The sequence below is a fragment of the Winogradskyella wandonensis genome (assembly GCF_004346845.1).
GTDB lineage: Bacteria > Bacteroidota > Bacteroidia > Flavobacteriales > Flavobacteriaceae > Winogradskyella > Winogradskyella wandonensis.
Genome location: NZ_SMGI01000001.1, coordinates 86,306 through 99,679 on the forward strand (window position 1 = coordinate 86,306; position 13,374 = coordinate 99,679).

The following is a 13,374-nucleotide window of genomic DNA, read 5'->3' on the forward strand; positions in this document are numbered from 1 at the left end:
ATGCTACACTCTTTGTCTTACAGCTTCATATAAAAAAGCACCACAAGCAACCGAAACATTTAAAGATTCAATTTCACCCAGAATAGGTAATTTGGCATGCTCATCTACAGCCTTTAAGACGGAAGGATTTATACCTCGACCCTCAGAGCCCATTATTATTGCGCAAGGCACATTGAAGTCGATGTCGTAAACTAATTGCTTTGCTTTTTCAGTTGCTGCTATAACTTTAATACCTGAGGCTTGCATATGAAAAACGGCATCTTTAATGTGGTCAACTTTACAAATGGGAATTTTAAAAATCGCACCAGCACTTGTTTTAATGGCATCTCCATTAATTGGTGCACCACCTTTTTTCTGAATTATAATCCCTGAAACACCTGTACATTCTGCAGTACGAACAATAGCCCCAAAATTTCTAACATCACTTAATTGGTCAAGAAGAAGAAACAACGGCGTCTTTCCAGATTCTATGACAGACATTACTAAATCCTCAATGTCATGAAAAGTAACAGGAGAGATTTGTGCAACTGCGCCTTGATGATTTCCTTTAGATAAACGATTAAGTTTTTCTACAGGCACATAAGAACTATTAATTTTTGCTTGTTTCAAAGCGTGTTCTAATTCAGTAAAAAGTTCGCCTTTAAGTCCTTTTTGCAAAAAAACTTTATCGATTTGTTCTCCAGAATTTACAGCTTCTATAATAGCTCTTAATCCAAATATTGTGGTTTCATCTTTCATATTGTAAAAATATTAATCAAAATTTAAAACGTAGAAGTTAAACTCACATGAATTTTAGAATCGGATAATTTAAAAGGTACATTTTCTGTTTTTCCACTAGAATAGTTCAATTTAAATAGCCCTGCTTTGGTAAGAAGACCTAGTCCAAAACCAAAACCAAAAAGTTTATTTTTTACATCATTAATATCATTATCAAAATAAGCTGCGTCTATTACAGAGTGTACATATATCGTGTTACTAAGTCTATACCTGTACTCTGTATTTATTACACCATAAAGGTTTGCGACTAAGCTATTTTCCTCAAAACCTCGAATAGAATTTATACCGCCAAACCGAAATAACTCGTTATCAAGATAGTTGTCTGAGGTCAACGCTGCTCCTGTGAGTCTTATAAATAAACTATTCTTATTATTCAGATTAAAAATTTTATATGCCTCAAGGGATAGAGTGTTTTGTTGTGTTTCAAGACCGTTCTGTTTTCTATTCCCAAGACCAGCAGAAATATCGAGCCAAAAATTTATGGGGAACAACGTATCATAGTATTGAGGTTTAATAAAATTATAACCTATCTGGTAGTAATTAGACTTAAAGTCATCGATTAAATTAGAGTTGGAGTCGAGTAAGTCGCTAGAAACAGAGTTTTTTATACCTGCACTTAAAATGTGATTTGGCTTTACCTGATAATTGAGTTTTAGCTGTTGTGTGGTGGTGGAAAAGGTTGAATCTTTTCTAAAAATAGTTAGGCCAATGTCAAGCCCAATGGGAGAGCTAAACAAATAGGGTGCATTTAATCTTATATCAAAGGTTTGTTGGTCAATCTCATCGCTTTTGTAAAATAGGCGAAGTGATTCGCCAAAGTTCAGGTTATTAACTAATCTTAAATCAACGTAGCCGTCAAACTCAAGACGATTCGTGTTCTCATTAGTGCCGAAGCCTAAATATCCGTCAAAGTTGTTGCTTTGTGTTTTTTCTGTGTAAAGATAAAGTGTTGTAGAGTCATTGGTAAACAAAACTTCTGGTGATTTAATTTCTTTGGCGAATCTAAGATTTTGTAATTGTTCATTCCGTTTTTGGATTTCTGGTAAATTAAAGGATTGTCCTTTTTTTAACTTTAAAAACCGTTTAATAAAAGATTTTGGAAACCTCTCATAACCTTTAACTACAATTTTATCTATTTGTCTTTTTAAGTTGTTTTCAGTAAATAATTCTGCAGCTATTAAATTAGATTTTTCTTTTTTGATATTTATAAGCTGAAGCGTAGAAAAGGGGTCGCCTTGTTCTGCTATTCTTTTGTTAAGTAATTCTAAGACGGCTTCAAGATTCTCAACAGAGACTTCAAAATAATTAGACTGAACTAAAGTGTTCGAAAATTCAAGTAGTTTTTTATCAAATTCAGAATCTAGATAAACTCTTACTGTTTTTATTTTTTTGCCTACATGTAAGTATGCATTAAATAAAGAATCGTTCTGCTTTTTAATTTCTCTGACTGCTGTGTCAATAAAACCTTTTTTAATGAGTTTATTTTTTACAGTATAAACTTCTTTTTCAAGCTCTAGGTAATTAGAGAAGAGTTTCTTGTAGTCAAGAGAATCGATTTCCTTTAGAGCCAGTTCAGACTCAGCTTCAATTTGCAGCAAGACTTTCTGTCCATACATGTATGGAAAAATAAAAAATCCGAATATTAAGACAAACCAAAGTTTTTTCTTCATAAAAAGTAGAAGTGAATAATACCACTAAACAACGTAAAAATATAGTATTATGTATAGTTGTATATGCAAGAATTAATATTCTTTGCAAAATTAATTGTCAAGTATTTGAATTATAAAGATATATTTCTACCTTTGCAGCCCTCAAAAGTGAGGGTTAACAAAAATTTATATAGAAATATATGCCAACAATTTCACAATTAGTACGAAAAGGAAGAGCCAAAATAACCAAGAAGAGTAAATCGGCTGCTTTAGATTCGTGTCCTCAAAGACGTGGTGTATGTACTCGTGTTTATACAACGACACCTAAAAAACCAAACTCAGCAATGCGTAAGGTAGCAAGGGTTCGTTTAACAAACGGAAACGAGGTCAATGCATACATTGGTGGAGAAGGTCACAACCTACAAGAGCACTCGATAGTATTGGTTAGAGGTGGAAGGGTAAAAGATTTACCAGGTGTTAGATATCACATCGTTCGTGGTGCCTTAGATACAGCAGGTGTTGCTGGAAGGACTCAACGTAGATCTAAGTATGGTGCAAAACGCCCTAAAAAGTAATTTAAAACTTTAAAAAGAAGACATGAGAAAAAGACAAGCGAAAAAAAGGCCTCTTTTACCAGACCCAAGATTTAATGATCAGTTAGTAACACGTTTTGTTAACATGATGATGTGGGACGGAAAGAAGTCTGTGGCGTTTAAAGTGTTTTACGATGCTATCGATATCGTAGAAGAAAAGAAAACAGATGACGAAAAAACAGCATTAGAACTTTGGAAAGATGCGTTATCTAACGTTATGCCTCACGTAGAAGTACGTAGTCGTAGAGTTGGTGGTGCTACGTTTCAGATACCAATGCAAATTCGTCCAGACCGAAAAGTTTCTACTGCAATGAAGTGGTTAATAGGTTATGCTCGTAAAAGAAACGAGAAATCTATGGCACAACGTTTAGCATCAGAAATTTTAGCGGCTGCTAAAGAAGAAGGTGCTGCTGTAAAGAAAAGAGTTGATACTCATAAGATGGCAGAGGCAAACAAAGCATTCTCACACTTTAGATTTTAATTAGAAATGGCAAGAGATTTAAAATTTACAAGAAATATTGGTATTGCAGCACATATTGATGCTGGAAAAACTACCACAACAGAGCGTATACTTTATTATACAGGTGTTTCTCATAAAATTGGTGAGGTTCATGATGGTGCAGCAACAATGGACTGGATGGAGCAAGAGCAAGAAAGAGGTATTACAATTACTTCTGCTGCTACAACTTGTACATGGAACTTCCCGTTGGAGAATGGTCAGCCTACTGACGAAACTAAAGGATATCATTTCAATATTATAGATACTCCTGGTCACGTTGATTTTACGGTTGAAGTAAATCGTTCTTTACGTGTATTGGATGGATTAGTTTTCTTGTTTAGTGCAGTTGATGGTGTTGAGCCACAATCCGAAACTAACTGGAGACTTGCAGATAATTACAAAGTGCCACGTATTGGTTTCGTGAACAAGATGGACCGCCAAGGTGCTAACTTTATGGCAGTTTGTCAGCAAGTTAAAGATATGTTAGGTTCTAATGCAGTACCTATCGTAATGAATATTGGTGATGAGATAGACTTTAAAGGTATTGTTGATTTAGTGAAGAACCGTGCTATAGTGTGGCACGATGAAACACAAGGTTCGACCTTTGATGTTATCGATATTCCAGAAGAACTAAAAGCAGAAGCTGCAGAATTAAGAGGTAAACTTATTGAAGAGGTTGCTGCTTATGATGAGAATCTGTTAGAAAAATATATGGAAGATGAAGATTCTATTACAGAAGACGAAGTGCACGCTGCACTTAGAGCTGCTGTTATGGATATGTCTATTATTCCTATGATTTGTGGTTCTGCCTTTAAAAACAAGGGCGTACAGTTTTTATTAGACGCTGTATGTCGTTACTTACCATCTCCAGTAGATAAGGAAGGTATTAAGGGTATCAATCCTCAAACAGAGCAAGAAGAAATTCGTAGACCAGATGTAAAAGAGCCATTTTCTGCTTTAGCATTTAAGATTGCGACGGACCCTTTCGTAGGTCGTTTAGCATTCTTTAGAGCCTATTCTGGTCGTTTAGACGCAGGTTCTTATATTTTAAATAATCGTTCAGGTAAGAAAGAGCGTATTTCACGTATCTACCAAATGCACTCTAATAAACAAAATGCTATCGATTTCATCGAAGCTGGTGATATTGGAGCTGCTGTAGGTTTTAAAGATATTAAGACTGGTGATACCATGTCTGACGAAAAACATCCTATTGTTTTAGAATCTATGGACTTCCCTGATCCAGTAATTGGTATAGCGGTTGAGCCTAAGACTAAGGCAGATGTAGATAAGTTAGGTATGGCATTGTCTAAGTTAGCTGAAGAGGATCCAACATTCACAGTTCGTACAGACGAAGCTTCTGGTCAGACTATTATTTCTGGTATGGGTGAGCTTCACTTGGATATTATTGTAGACCGTTTAAAGCGTGAGTTTAAAGTTGAAGTTAATCAAGGTCAACCTCAAGTAGAGTACAAAGAAGCAATTACAAGACGTGCGGAGCATAGAGAAGTTTACAAGAAACAATCTGGTGGACGTGGTAAGTTTGCTGATATCGTATTTACGCTTGAACCAGCCGAAGAAGGAAAAGTAGGTTTAGAATTTGTTTCTGAGATTAAAGGTGGTAATGTTCCAAAAGAATTTATCCCGTCTGTAGAAAAAGGATTTAAAATGGCTATGGTAAATGGACCATTAGCGGGATACGAGGTTGATGCTATGAAAGTAACGTTAACCGATGGATCTTATCACGATGTAGATTCTGATCAGTTATCTTTCGAATTAGCTGCAAAATTAGGATTCAAGGCTGCTGCAAAAGCTGCAAAGGCAGTTATTATGGAGCCAATCATGAAGCTTGAGGTAATTACTCCAGAAGAAAACATGGGTGATATAGTAGGTGACTTAAATCGTCGTCGTGGTCAAGTGAGTGACATGGGTGATAGAGCAGGTGCTAAGACTGTAAAAGCTACAGTGCCATTATCTGAGATGTTTGGTTATGTAACAACGTTACGTACACTATCTTCAGGTAGAGCAACATCTACAATGGAATTCTCTCACTATGCAGAAACTCCTCAGAATATATCAGAAGAAGTAATTAAAGCAGCAAAAGGCGTAGAAGCTTAAAACTAAAAGAAAATGAGTCAAAAAATTAGAATAAAATTAAAGTCTTACGATCATAATTTAGTTGACAAGTCTGCTGATAAGATTGTAAAAACAGTTAAAAGTACAGGTGCTGTTGTAACGGGTCCAATCCCATTACCAACGCACAAGAAAATTTTCACTGTGTTACGTTCACCGCACGTAAACAAGAAGTCTAGAGAACAATTTCAATTAAGCTCTTACAAGAGATTATTAGATATTTACTCTTCATCTTCTAAGACGATTGATGCATTAATGAAGCTTGAATTACCAAGCGGAGTTGAAGTTGAAATCAAAGTGTAATTTGAACTAAACATGTCCTAAGCTGCGGGCGAGGGAAAGACGGATAAAAATACAATTCAAGGCTGAAACGTATTTTTCAGCCTTGAATTTTAAAAAAGAATTAATAATTAAATAAATAATAAATATGTCTGGGTTAATTGGAAAAAAAATCGGTATGACCAGCATCTTCGACGAAAATGGAAAAAATATTCCATGTACAGTAATCGAAGCTGGACCATGTATCGTTACCCAAGTCAGAACTGAAGAAGTGGACGGTTATAGTGCACTGCAATTAGGTTTCGATGACGCGACAGAAAAAAGCGCTACAAAAGCAGACTTAGGTCATGCTAAAAAAGCGGGTACTTCTGTAAAGCGCAAAGTTGCTGAGTTCAAAGGTTTTGATGCGGAGTACAAATTAGGTGATGCCATCACTGTAGAGCACTTTATGGAAGGTGAGTTCGTGGATATTTCAGGAACTTCTAAAGGTAAAGGTTTTCAAGGTGTTGTAAAGCGTCACAATTTTGGAGGTGTAGGTCAAGCAACGCATGGTCAACACAACCGTTTAAGAGCTCCTGGTTCTATTGGTGCAGCATCTTATCCTGCGAGAGTTTTCAAAGGAATGAAGATGGCCGGAAGAATGGGTGGAGATACAGTAAAAGTTCAAAATTTAAGAGTTTACAAAGTGGTTCCTGAAAAGAACTTATTAGTTGTTAAAGGATGTGTCCCAGGACACAAAAACTCTTATGTAATTATTCAGAAGTAATGAAGGTAGCAGTTTTAGATATAAACGGAAAAGATACGGGTAGAAAAGCTGAGCTTTCTAAAGACGTATTCGCTATTGAACCAAATAATCACGCTGTTTATTTAGATGTTAAGCAATACTTGGCTAATCAGAGACAAGGAACGCATAAATCTAAAGAGCGTGCAGAAATTACAGGTAGTACACGTAAGATTAAGAAACAAAAAGGAACAGGTACGGCTCGTGCGGGTTCTATCAAGTCTGGTGTATTTAAAGGTGGTGGACGTATGTTTGGCCCAAGACCAAGAAATTATGGGTTTAAACTTAACAAAAATGTTAAGCGTTTAGCTCGTAAATCGGCTTTATCAATTAAAGCAAATGACAAGTCAATAATGGTATTAGAGGATTTTAACTTCGACTCTCCAAAGACTAAGAATTTTGTTAATGTATTGAAAGCCTTAGAGGTAGAAAACAAAAAAACACTGTTTGTGTTGGGTGACTCGAATAATAATGTATATTTGTCGTCGCGCAATTTAAAACGCTCTGAAGTTGTAACTTCTTCAGAATTAAGCACTTATAAAATAATGAACGCAAATAAAGTTGTTCTTTTAGAAGGTGCATTAGAAGGAATTGAATCGAATTTAAGTAAATAGTACACCAAATGAGTATCTTAATTAAACCAATAATCACTGAAAAAGCGACCATGCAAAGCGAGGTGCTTAACGCATATGCGTTCGAAGTGAATACTAAGGCGAACAAGGTAGAAATCAAAAAAGCTGTTGAGGCGGCTTATGGTGTTTCTGTTGAAAAAGTTCGTACAATAAATGTCCGTCCAGATAGAAGAACACGTTATACAAAAACGGGTATTCAACATGGTAAAACAAATGCTGTTAAAAAAGCAATTGTACAACTGGCGGAAGGTGAGACAATAGATTTATACGCTAACATGTAATTAGACATCAATGTCAGTAAGAAAATTAAAACCAATCACATCAGCCCAGCGTTTTAGAGTAGTTAATGGATTTGACGCCATTACTACTGATAAGCCGGAGAAAAGCTTGCTTGCTCCGAAAAAAAGGTCTGGTGGTAGAAACAGTCAAGGAAAAATGACCATGCGCTATATAGGTGGTGGTCATAAGAAAAAGTATCGTATTATCGATTTTAAACGTAACAAAACTGGTATTCCAGCAGAGGTTAAGTCAATTGAGTACGATCCAAACAGAACAGCATTTATCGCATTACTTAATTATCAGGATGGTGAAAAACGATACATTATCGCACAGAATGGTTTACAAGTAGGACAAAATGTTGTTTCTGGTGAAAACGGTGTAGCTCCTGAAATAGGAAACGCAATGCCTTTAAGTGAAATACCTTTAGGTACAATAATCTCTTGTATAGAGTTGCGTCCAGGTCAAGGTGCTGTTATGGCGCGTAGTGCTGGTGCTTTTGCTCAATTAATGGCAAGAGATGGTAAATTCGCTACTGTTAAGCTCCCTTCTGGAGAAACTAGAATGATATTGGCAAGTTGTATGGCAACTATAGGAGTTGTTTCTAACTCTGACCATCAATTATTAGTATCAGGTAAAGCAGGTAGAAGTAGATGGTTAGGAAGACGTCCAAGAACAAGACCAGTAGTAATGAACCCTGTTGATCATCCAATGGGAGGTGGTGAAGGTAAATCTTCTGGTGGACACCCAAGATCTAGAAATGGTATTCCTGCTAAAGGTTATAGAACACGTTCTAAGACTAAAGCGAGTAATAAGTACATTGTAGAACGTAGAAAGAAATAATTAAGAAAGTAGTATGGCACGTTCATTAAAAAAAGGACCTTACATCCATTATAAATTAGAAAAGAAAGTTGCAGAGAATGTAGCTTCAAACAAAAAGACAGTTATCAAAACTTGGTCTAGAGCATCTATGATTTCCCCAGATTTCGTAGGTCAGACTATAGCTGTTCATAATGGTCGTCAATTCGTTCCAGTATATGTAACTGAGAACATGGTAGGTCATAAGTTAGGAGAATTTTCACCAACAAGGTCATTCCGTGGTCACGCTGGTGCTAAAAATAAAGGTAAAAAATAAGAATCATGGGAAGTCGTAAAAAACAAATGGCAGAAGCCATTAAGGCTGAGAAGAAGCAAGTTGCTTTCGCTAAGCTAAATAACTGTCCTACATCTCCGCGTAAAATGCGTTTAGTTGCAGATTTAGTTAGAGGTGAAAAGGCTGATAAAGCGCTGCAGATTCTTAGATTTAGCCAAAAAGAAGCATCTCGTCGTTTAGAGAAATTATTATTGTCTGCTATTGCAAACTGGCAAGCTAAAAACGAAGATGCAGATATCGAGGAAGCTAATTTATTTGTAAAAGAAATTAGAGTAGACGGTGGCTCAATGTTAAAGAGACTACGTCCGGCACCTCAAGGTAGAGCACATAGAATTAGAAAAAGATCTAACCACGTTACTGTTGTGGTAGATTCATTAAACAAAACACAAAGCTAAGATAGAGATATGGGACAAAAAACAAATCCAATCGGAAATCGTTTAGGTATTATCAGAGGATGGGAATCTAACTGGTACGGTGGTAATGACTATGGAGATAAGTTAGCCGAAGACGATAAGATTAGAAAGTATGTTCACGCTCGTTTATCTAAAGCAAGTGTGTCAAGAGTGATTATTGAGCGTACGCTTAAGCTTGTAACCGTTACTATCACTACTGCAAGACCTGGTATTATTATCGGTAAAGGCGGTCAAGAGGTAGACAAGTTAAAAGAAGAGCTTAAAAAAATTACTGGTAAAGAAGTTCAGTTGAACATCTTTGAAATTAAGAGACCTGAGTTAGATGCGTATTTAGTGGCAGCCAGTGTTGCTCGTCAAATCGAAAGTAGAATTTCGTACAGACGTGCAATTAAAATGGCTATTGCAGCGGCAATGCGTATGAATGCTGAAGGAATCAAAATCCAAATTAGTGGTCGTCTTAACGGAGCTGAGATGGCACGTTCTGAGCACTACAAAGAGGGTCGTATTCCGTTATCTACGTTTAGAGCAGATATCGATTACGCTTTAGTAGAAGCACATACGACTTACGGTCGTTTAGGTGTAAAAGTTTGGATTATGAAAGGTGAGGTTTATGGAAAAAGAGAACTTTCTCCATTAGTAGGCCTTTCTAAACAAAAAGGAAAAGGTGGACGTGTAGGTGCCAAAAAAGGCGGAAACCAACGTCGTAGAAAGTAATTTTTTAAAGTAAAGAAAAGAAAATGTTACAGCCTAAAAGAACAAAATTTCGTAAGCAGCAAAAAGGACGTATGAAAGGTAATTCTGGAAGAGGTCATTTGTTATCAAATGGAACTTTCGGTATTAAGTCGCTTGATTCATCGTTCATTACTGCACGTCAAATAGAAGCAGCGCGTATCGCCGCTACTCGTTACATGAAAAGAGAAGGGTCGTTATGGATTAAGATATTTCCAGACAAGCCTATCACTAAAAAGCCTCTTGAAGTACGTATGGGTAAAGGTAAAGGTGCTGTAGAATATTGGGCAGCAGTTGTAAAGCCAGGTCGCGTTTTATTTGAAATTAGTGGAGTGCCATTAGACGTAGCTCAAGAAGCATTGCGTTTAGCAGCACAAAAACTTCCAGTTAAAACTAAGTTTATCATAGCTAGAGATTACGAAGCTTAATAAAAAGTATTATGAAGCAATCAGAAATTAAACAGCTATCTACAGCTGAGTTACAAGAAAAACTTGGTGAAACTAAAAAGAGTTATACAGACCTTAAAATGGCTCATGCTATATCTCCATTAGAAAATCCTATCCAGTTACGTAACGTAAGACGTACCGTAGCTAGATTAGCGACCGAGTTAACAAATAGAGACAATCAATAATTGTATTCTGCTGAAAGATGGAAAAAAGAAACTTAAGAAAAGAACGTATAGGAGTTGTTACAAGTAACAAGATGCAAAAATCAATTGTTGTGTCTGAGGTAAAAAAAGTAAAACACCCTATGTATGGAAAATTCGTTTTGAAAACAAAGAAATATGTTGCTCATGACGAAACAAATGACTGCAATATTGGAGATACTGTAAAGATTATGGAAACAAGACCTTTAAGTAAATCTAAGTGTTGGAGATTAGTAGAAATAATTGAAAGAGCGAAGTAATTATGGTACAACAAGAATCAAGATTAAAAGTAGCTGATAACACAGGAGCAAAGGAAGTATTAACTATCCGTGTTCTTGGTGGCACAAAGAGACGTTACGCATCAGTTGGTGATAAGATTGTAGTTTCAGTAAAAACTGCTACACCAAACGGTAACATTAAAAAAGGAGCTGTGTCTACAGCCGTTGTTGTGCGTACTGCAAAAGAGGTAAGACGTCCAGACGGATCTTACATCCGTTTCGATGATAACGCATGTGTATTATTAAACCCGCAAGGTGAGATGAGAGGTACGCGTGTTTTTGGACCAGTAGCAAGAGAGCTTCGTGATAAACAATTCATGAAAATTGTATCATTAGCACCAGAGGTGCTTTAATACATCAAGAAAAAATGACAAAGCTTAAAATAAAAACTGGAGATACTGTAAAAGTTATTGCTGGAGACCATAAAGGTTCAGAAGGTAAAGTGCTTAGAGTATTTAAAGAAAAGAATAAAGCCATCGTAGAAGGCGTGAACATGGTTAAGAAACATACTAAGCCAAGTGCACAAAGTCCTCAAGGTGGTATAGTAGAGAAGGAAGCAGCTATCCATATTTCAAATTTATCTTTACTTACAGGTAAAGGCGAGGCTACAAGAGTAGGTTTTAGAATGGATGGTGATAATAAAGTGAGATTTTCTAAAAAATCTAATGAAGTAATTTAGTTATGGCTTACGTTGCAAGATTAAAACAAGAGTATAAGGACAGAATCGTTACTGCTCTTACAGAAGAATTTGGTTATAAAAACGTAATGCAGGTGCCTAAGCTTACAAAGATTGTTATATCTAGAGGAGTTGGTGCTGCTGTTGCAGATAAGAAGTTAGTTGACCATGCTGTGGACGAGTTAACGAAGATATCTGGGCAAAAGGCTGTTGCTACTTTATCTAAGAAAGATGTTGCTTCTTTTAAGTTACGTAAAGGGATGCCTATTGGTGCTATGGTAACTTTAAGAGGAGAGCAGATGTACGAATTTTTAGATCGTTTAGTGACTTCAGCTTTACCACGAGTTAGAGACTTCAATGGTATCAAAGCCACTGGTTTTGATGGACGTGGAAACTATAATCTTGGTGTTACAGAACAAATTATCTTTCCAGAGATAGATATTGATAAAATCAATAGAATTTCAGGTATGGATATTACGTTTGTAACGACAGCTGAGACTGATAAAGAAGCAAAATCACTTTTAACAGAACTAGGATTACCTTTTAAAAAGAACTAATTATGGCTAAAGAATCAATGAAAGCCCGCGAGGTAAAGCGTGCAAAAATGGTAGCAAAGTATGCAGAGAAACGTAAAGCTTTAAAAGAAGCAGGTGATTACGAAGCATTACAAAAACTACCAAAGAACGCCTCGCCAATTCGTCAACATAACCGCTGTAAACTTACGGGAAGACCAAAAGGTTACATGAGACAGTTTGGGATTTCGCGTGTTATGTTTAGAGAGATGGCTAACCAAGGGTTAATCCCTGGTGTTAAAAAAGCCAGCTGGTAAAAAAGAATTATAAATTGGTTTCAGGTTTGGCATTTAAGAGTTAAAAGCCGAATACCGTTACCGCAAATTAATAACTATGTATACAGATCCAATAGCGGATTATCTTACTAGAGTTAGAAATGCTGTGAAAGCTAACCATAGAGTGGTTGAAATTCCAGCCTCTAACCTCAAGAAAGAGATAACTAAAATATTATTCGACCAAGGATATATTTTAAGTTACAAATTCGATGACTCAACAGCTCAAGGCACAATTAAAATCGCCCTTAAGTACAACAAAGACACAAAAGAGTCTGTCATCAAAAAAATTCAAAGAATCAGTAAACCAGGTTTACGTAAGTATGCCGGTGCTAACGAAATGCCAAGAATCTTAAATGGTCTTGGTATTGCAATCGTTTCTACCTCTCATGGAGTTATGACAGGGAAACAAGCGCAAAGAGAAAACGTTGGTGGCGAGGTATTATGTTACGTATACTAAAAACAGGAATATTATGTCAAGAATAGGTAAAAATCCAATCTCAATTCCTGAAGGTGTAACTGTAGAAGTTAAAGACAACGTTGTAACTGCCAAAGGTAAGTTAGGCGAATTAACTCAAGAGTTTTCAGGTGTTGACATTAAAGTTGAAGATGCTACTATTACATTAGAGCGTCATTCAGAGAAGAAAGAACACAAATCTAAGCATGGTCTTTATAGAGCCTTAATCGCTAACATGATAGAAGGCGTATCTAAAGGATGGACTAAAGAATTAGAATTGGTGGGTGTAGGTTATAGAGCATCAAACCAAGGACAAAAACTTGACTTAGCTTTAGGTTTTTCGCACAATATAATAATGGATATTGCTCCAGAAATCAAAATAGAAACTGTTTCTGAAAAAGGTAAAAATCCAATCGTAAAATTAACTTCTCATGACAAGCAACTGGTGGGGCAAGTAGCGGCTAAAATCCGTGGTTTCCGTAAGCCAGAGCCTTACAAAGGAAAAGGTGTTAAGTTTGTTGGTGAAGAAATTAGAAGAAAAGCAGGTAAATCAGCTTAATAG

22 protein-coding genes are annotated in these 13,374 nt (G+C 36.3%); 20 read left to right on the forward strand and 2 right to left on the reverse strand.

Annotated features, from left to right (window positions below):
* Positions 1–3: 3 nt before the first annotated feature.
* Both rlmB and DFQ05_RS00375 read right to left on the reverse strand, forming a co-directional pair.
* A complete protein-coding gene (rlmB, locus tag DFQ05_RS00370) occupies positions 4–738 on the reverse strand; it encodes a 23S rRNA (guanosine(2251)-2'-O)-methyltransferase RlmB (protein ID WP_132702443.1) in 735 nt (244 codons plus the stop codon).
* A 23-nt stretch (positions 739–761) separates the two neighbouring features.
* A complete protein-coding gene (locus DFQ05_RS00375) occupies positions 762–2,447 on the reverse strand; it encodes a POTRA domain-containing protein (protein WP_241974184.1) in 1,686 nt (561 codons plus the stop codon).
* 179 nt (positions 2,448–2,626) lie between these two features.
* Here DFQ05_RS00375 and rpsL point away from each other — a divergent pair, with 179 nt between their 5' ends.
* The 20 genes from rpsL (at position 2,627) to rplF (ending at position 13,371) form a co-directional block, all read left to right on the forward strand.
* On the forward strand, positions 2,627–3,001 hold the full coding sequence (gene rpsL / locus DFQ05_RS00380; RefSeq protein ID WP_008269190.1) for a 30S ribosomal protein S12: 375 nt from the start codon (positions 2,627–2,629) through the stop codon (positions 2,999–3,001).
* A gap of 22 nt (positions 3,002–3,023) precedes the next feature.
* Positions 3,024–3,500: a 30S ribosomal protein S7 gene (rpsG, locus tag DFQ05_RS00385; RefSeq protein WP_132702445.1), complete on the forward strand. Its 477-nt coding sequence runs from the start codon at positions 3,024–3,026 to the stop codon at positions 3,498–3,500.
* A gap of 6 nt (positions 3,501–3,506) precedes the next feature.
* Positions 3,507–5,633 (forward strand): elongation factor G, encoded by a 2,127-nt coding sequence (gene fusA / locus DFQ05_RS00390; protein WP_132702447.1) that lies wholly within the window; start codon positions 3,507–3,509, stop codon positions 5,631–5,633.
* Between the two features lie 12 nt (positions 5,634–5,645).
* A complete protein-coding gene (gene rpsJ / locus DFQ05_RS00395; protein ID WP_007650482.1) occupies positions 5,646–5,951 on the forward strand; it encodes a 30S ribosomal protein S10 in 306 nt (101 codons plus the stop codon).
* A gap of 124 nt (positions 5,952–6,075) precedes the next feature.
* Positions 6,076–6,693: a 50S ribosomal protein L3 gene (gene rplC / locus DFQ05_RS00400; protein ID WP_132702449.1), complete on the forward strand. Its 618-nt coding sequence runs from the start codon at positions 6,076–6,078 to the stop codon at positions 6,691–6,693.
* Positions 6,693–7,322: a 50S ribosomal protein L4 gene (gene rplD / locus DFQ05_RS00405; protein WP_132702451.1), complete on the forward strand. Its 630-nt coding sequence runs from the start codon at positions 6,693–6,695 to the stop codon at positions 7,320–7,322. Before rplC ends, rplD begins: the two co-directional genes overlap by 1 nt.
* An 8-nt stretch (positions 7,323–7,330) precedes the next feature.
* The gene (rplW, locus tag DFQ05_RS00410; protein ID WP_073085351.1) at positions 7,331–7,621 is read left to right on the forward strand and encodes a 50S ribosomal protein L23; all 291 of its coding nucleotides are present in this window, start codon (positions 7,331–7,333) and stop codon (positions 7,619–7,621) included.
* 10 nt (positions 7,622–7,631) lie between these two features.
* A complete protein-coding gene (rplB, locus tag DFQ05_RS00415; protein ID WP_132702453.1) occupies positions 7,632–8,459 on the forward strand; it encodes a 50S ribosomal protein L2 in 828 nt (275 codons plus the stop codon).
* Positions 8,460–8,472: 13 nt separating this feature from the next.
* The gene (gene rpsS / locus DFQ05_RS00420) at positions 8,473–8,751 is read left to right on the forward strand and encodes a 30S ribosomal protein S19 (RefSeq protein ID WP_008269180.1); all 279 of its coding nucleotides are present in this window, start codon (positions 8,473–8,475) and stop codon (positions 8,749–8,751) included.
* Positions 8,752–8,756: 5 nt separating this feature from the next.
* The gene (rplV, locus tag DFQ05_RS00425) at positions 8,757–9,164 is read left to right on the forward strand and encodes a 50S ribosomal protein L22 (protein ID WP_132702455.1); all 408 of its coding nucleotides are present in this window, start codon (positions 8,757–8,759) and stop codon (positions 9,162–9,164) included.
* A gap of 9 nt (positions 9,165–9,173) precedes the next feature.
* On the forward strand, positions 9,174–9,896 hold the full coding sequence (rpsC, locus tag DFQ05_RS00430; protein ID WP_132702457.1) for a 30S ribosomal protein S3: 723 nt from the start codon (positions 9,174–9,176) through the stop codon (positions 9,894–9,896).
* Positions 9,897–9,919: 23 nt separating this feature from the next.
* Positions 9,920–10,339, forward strand: a complete 420-nt coding sequence (rplP, locus tag DFQ05_RS00435; protein WP_132702459.1) for a 50S ribosomal protein L16 — start codon at positions 9,920–9,922, stop codon at positions 10,337–10,339.
* Positions 10,340–10,350: 11 nt separating this feature from the next.
* Positions 10,351–10,542, forward strand: a complete 192-nt coding sequence (rpmC, locus tag DFQ05_RS00440) for a 50S ribosomal protein L29 (RefSeq protein ID WP_073085360.1) — start codon at positions 10,351–10,353, stop codon at positions 10,540–10,542.
* Between the two features lie 17 nt (positions 10,543–10,559).
* Positions 10,560–10,817, forward strand: a complete 258-nt coding sequence (gene rpsQ / locus DFQ05_RS00445) for a 30S ribosomal protein S17 (protein ID WP_073085362.1) — start codon at positions 10,560–10,562, stop codon at positions 10,815–10,817.
* A 2-nt stretch (positions 10,818–10,819) separates the two neighbouring features.
* Positions 10,820–11,188, forward strand: a complete 369-nt coding sequence (rplN, locus tag DFQ05_RS00450) for a 50S ribosomal protein L14 (RefSeq protein ID WP_132702461.1) — start codon at positions 10,820–10,822, stop codon at positions 11,186–11,188.
* A gap of 14 nt (positions 11,189–11,202) precedes the next feature.
* Positions 11,203–11,514, forward strand: a complete 312-nt coding sequence (rplX, locus tag DFQ05_RS00455; protein ID WP_132702463.1) for a 50S ribosomal protein L24 — start codon at positions 11,203–11,205, stop codon at positions 11,512–11,514.
* A gap of 2 nt (positions 11,515–11,516) precedes the next feature.
* On the forward strand, positions 11,517–12,068 hold the full coding sequence (gene rplE, locus DFQ05_RS00460; protein WP_132702465.1) for a 50S ribosomal protein L5: 552 nt from the start codon (positions 11,517–11,519) through the stop codon (positions 12,066–12,068).
* A 2-nt stretch (positions 12,069–12,070) separates the two neighbouring features.
* On the forward strand, positions 12,071–12,340 hold the full coding sequence (rpsN, locus tag DFQ05_RS00465; protein ID WP_132702467.1) for a 30S ribosomal protein S14: 270 nt from the start codon (positions 12,071–12,073) through the stop codon (positions 12,338–12,340).
* Between the two features lie 76 nt (positions 12,341–12,416).
* Complete coding sequence (rpsH, locus tag DFQ05_RS00470; RefSeq protein ID WP_132702469.1) at positions 12,417–12,815, forward strand: 30S ribosomal protein S8; 399 nt, start codon at positions 12,417–12,419, stop codon at positions 12,813–12,815.
* A gap of 13 nt (positions 12,816–12,828) precedes the next feature.
* Complete coding sequence (gene rplF, locus DFQ05_RS00475) at positions 12,829–13,371, forward strand: 50S ribosomal protein L6 (RefSeq protein WP_132702471.1); 543 nt, start codon at positions 12,829–12,831, stop codon at positions 13,369–13,371.
* Positions 13,372–13,374: the final 3 nt, after the last annotated feature.

Excerpts from the sequence above, each read along its gene's own strand:
- rlmB (WP_132702443.1), bottom strand. The coding sequence starts at position 738 with ATGAAAGATGAAACCACAATATTTGGATTAAGAGCTATTATAGAAGCT.
- DFQ05_RS00375 (WP_241974184.1), bottom strand. The coding sequence starts at position 2,447 with ATGAAGAAAAAACTTTGGTTTGTCTTAATATTCGGATTTTTTATTTTT.
- rpsL (WP_008269190.1), top strand. The coding sequence starts at position 2,627 with ATGCCAACAATTTCACAATTAGTACGAAAAGGAAGAGCCAAAATAACC.
- rpsG (WP_132702445.1), top strand. The coding sequence starts at position 3,024 with ATGAGAAAAAGACAAGCGAAAAAAAGGCCTCTTTTACCAGACCCAAGA.
- fusA (WP_132702447.1), top strand. The coding sequence starts at position 3,507 with ATGGCAAGAGATTTAAAATTTACAAGAAATATTGGTATTGCAGCACAT.
- rpsJ (WP_007650482.1), top strand. The coding sequence starts at position 5,646 with ATGAGTCAAAAAATTAGAATAAAATTAAAGTCTTACGATCATAATTTA.
- rplC (WP_132702449.1), top strand. The coding sequence starts at position 6,076 with ATGTCTGGGTTAATTGGAAAAAAAATCGGTATGACCAGCATCTTCGAC.
- rplD (WP_132702451.1), top strand. The coding sequence starts at position 6,693 with ATGAAGGTAGCAGTTTTAGATATAAACGGAAAAGATACGGGTAGAAAA.
- rplW (WP_073085351.1), top strand. The coding sequence starts at position 7,331 with ATGAGTATCTTAATTAAACCAATAATCACTGAAAAAGCGACCATGCAA.
- rplB (WP_132702453.1), top strand. The coding sequence starts at position 7,632 with ATGTCAGTAAGAAAATTAAAACCAATCACATCAGCCCAGCGTTTTAGA.
- rpsS (WP_008269180.1), top strand. The coding sequence starts at position 8,473 with ATGGCACGTTCATTAAAAAAAGGACCTTACATCCATTATAAATTAGAA.
- rplV (WP_132702455.1), top strand. The coding sequence starts at position 8,757 with ATGGGAAGTCGTAAAAAACAAATGGCAGAAGCCATTAAGGCTGAGAAG.
- rpsC (WP_132702457.1), top strand. The coding sequence starts at position 9,174 with ATGGGACAAAAAACAAATCCAATCGGAAATCGTTTAGGTATTATCAGA.
- rplP (WP_132702459.1), top strand. The coding sequence starts at position 9,920 with ATGTTACAGCCTAAAAGAACAAAATTTCGTAAGCAGCAAAAAGGACGT.
- rpmC (WP_073085360.1), top strand. The coding sequence starts at position 10,351 with ATGAAGCAATCAGAAATTAAACAGCTATCTACAGCTGAGTTACAAGAA.
- rpsQ (WP_073085362.1), top strand. The coding sequence starts at position 10,560 with ATGGAAAAAAGAAACTTAAGAAAAGAACGTATAGGAGTTGTTACAAGT.
- rplN (WP_132702461.1), top strand. The coding sequence starts at position 10,820 with ATGGTACAACAAGAATCAAGATTAAAAGTAGCTGATAACACAGGAGCA.
- rplX (WP_132702463.1), top strand. The coding sequence starts at position 11,203 with ATGACAAAGCTTAAAATAAAAACTGGAGATACTGTAAAAGTTATTGCT.
- rplE (WP_132702465.1), top strand. The coding sequence starts at position 11,517 with ATGGCTTACGTTGCAAGATTAAAACAAGAGTATAAGGACAGAATCGTT.
- rpsN (WP_132702467.1), top strand. The coding sequence starts at position 12,071 with ATGGCTAAAGAATCAATGAAAGCCCGCGAGGTAAAGCGTGCAAAAATG.
- rpsH (WP_132702469.1), top strand. The coding sequence starts at position 12,417 with ATGTATACAGATCCAATAGCGGATTATCTTACTAGAGTTAGAAATGCT.
- rplF (WP_132702471.1), top strand. The coding sequence starts at position 12,829 with ATGTCAAGAATAGGTAAAAATCCAATCTCAATTCCTGAAGGTGTAACT.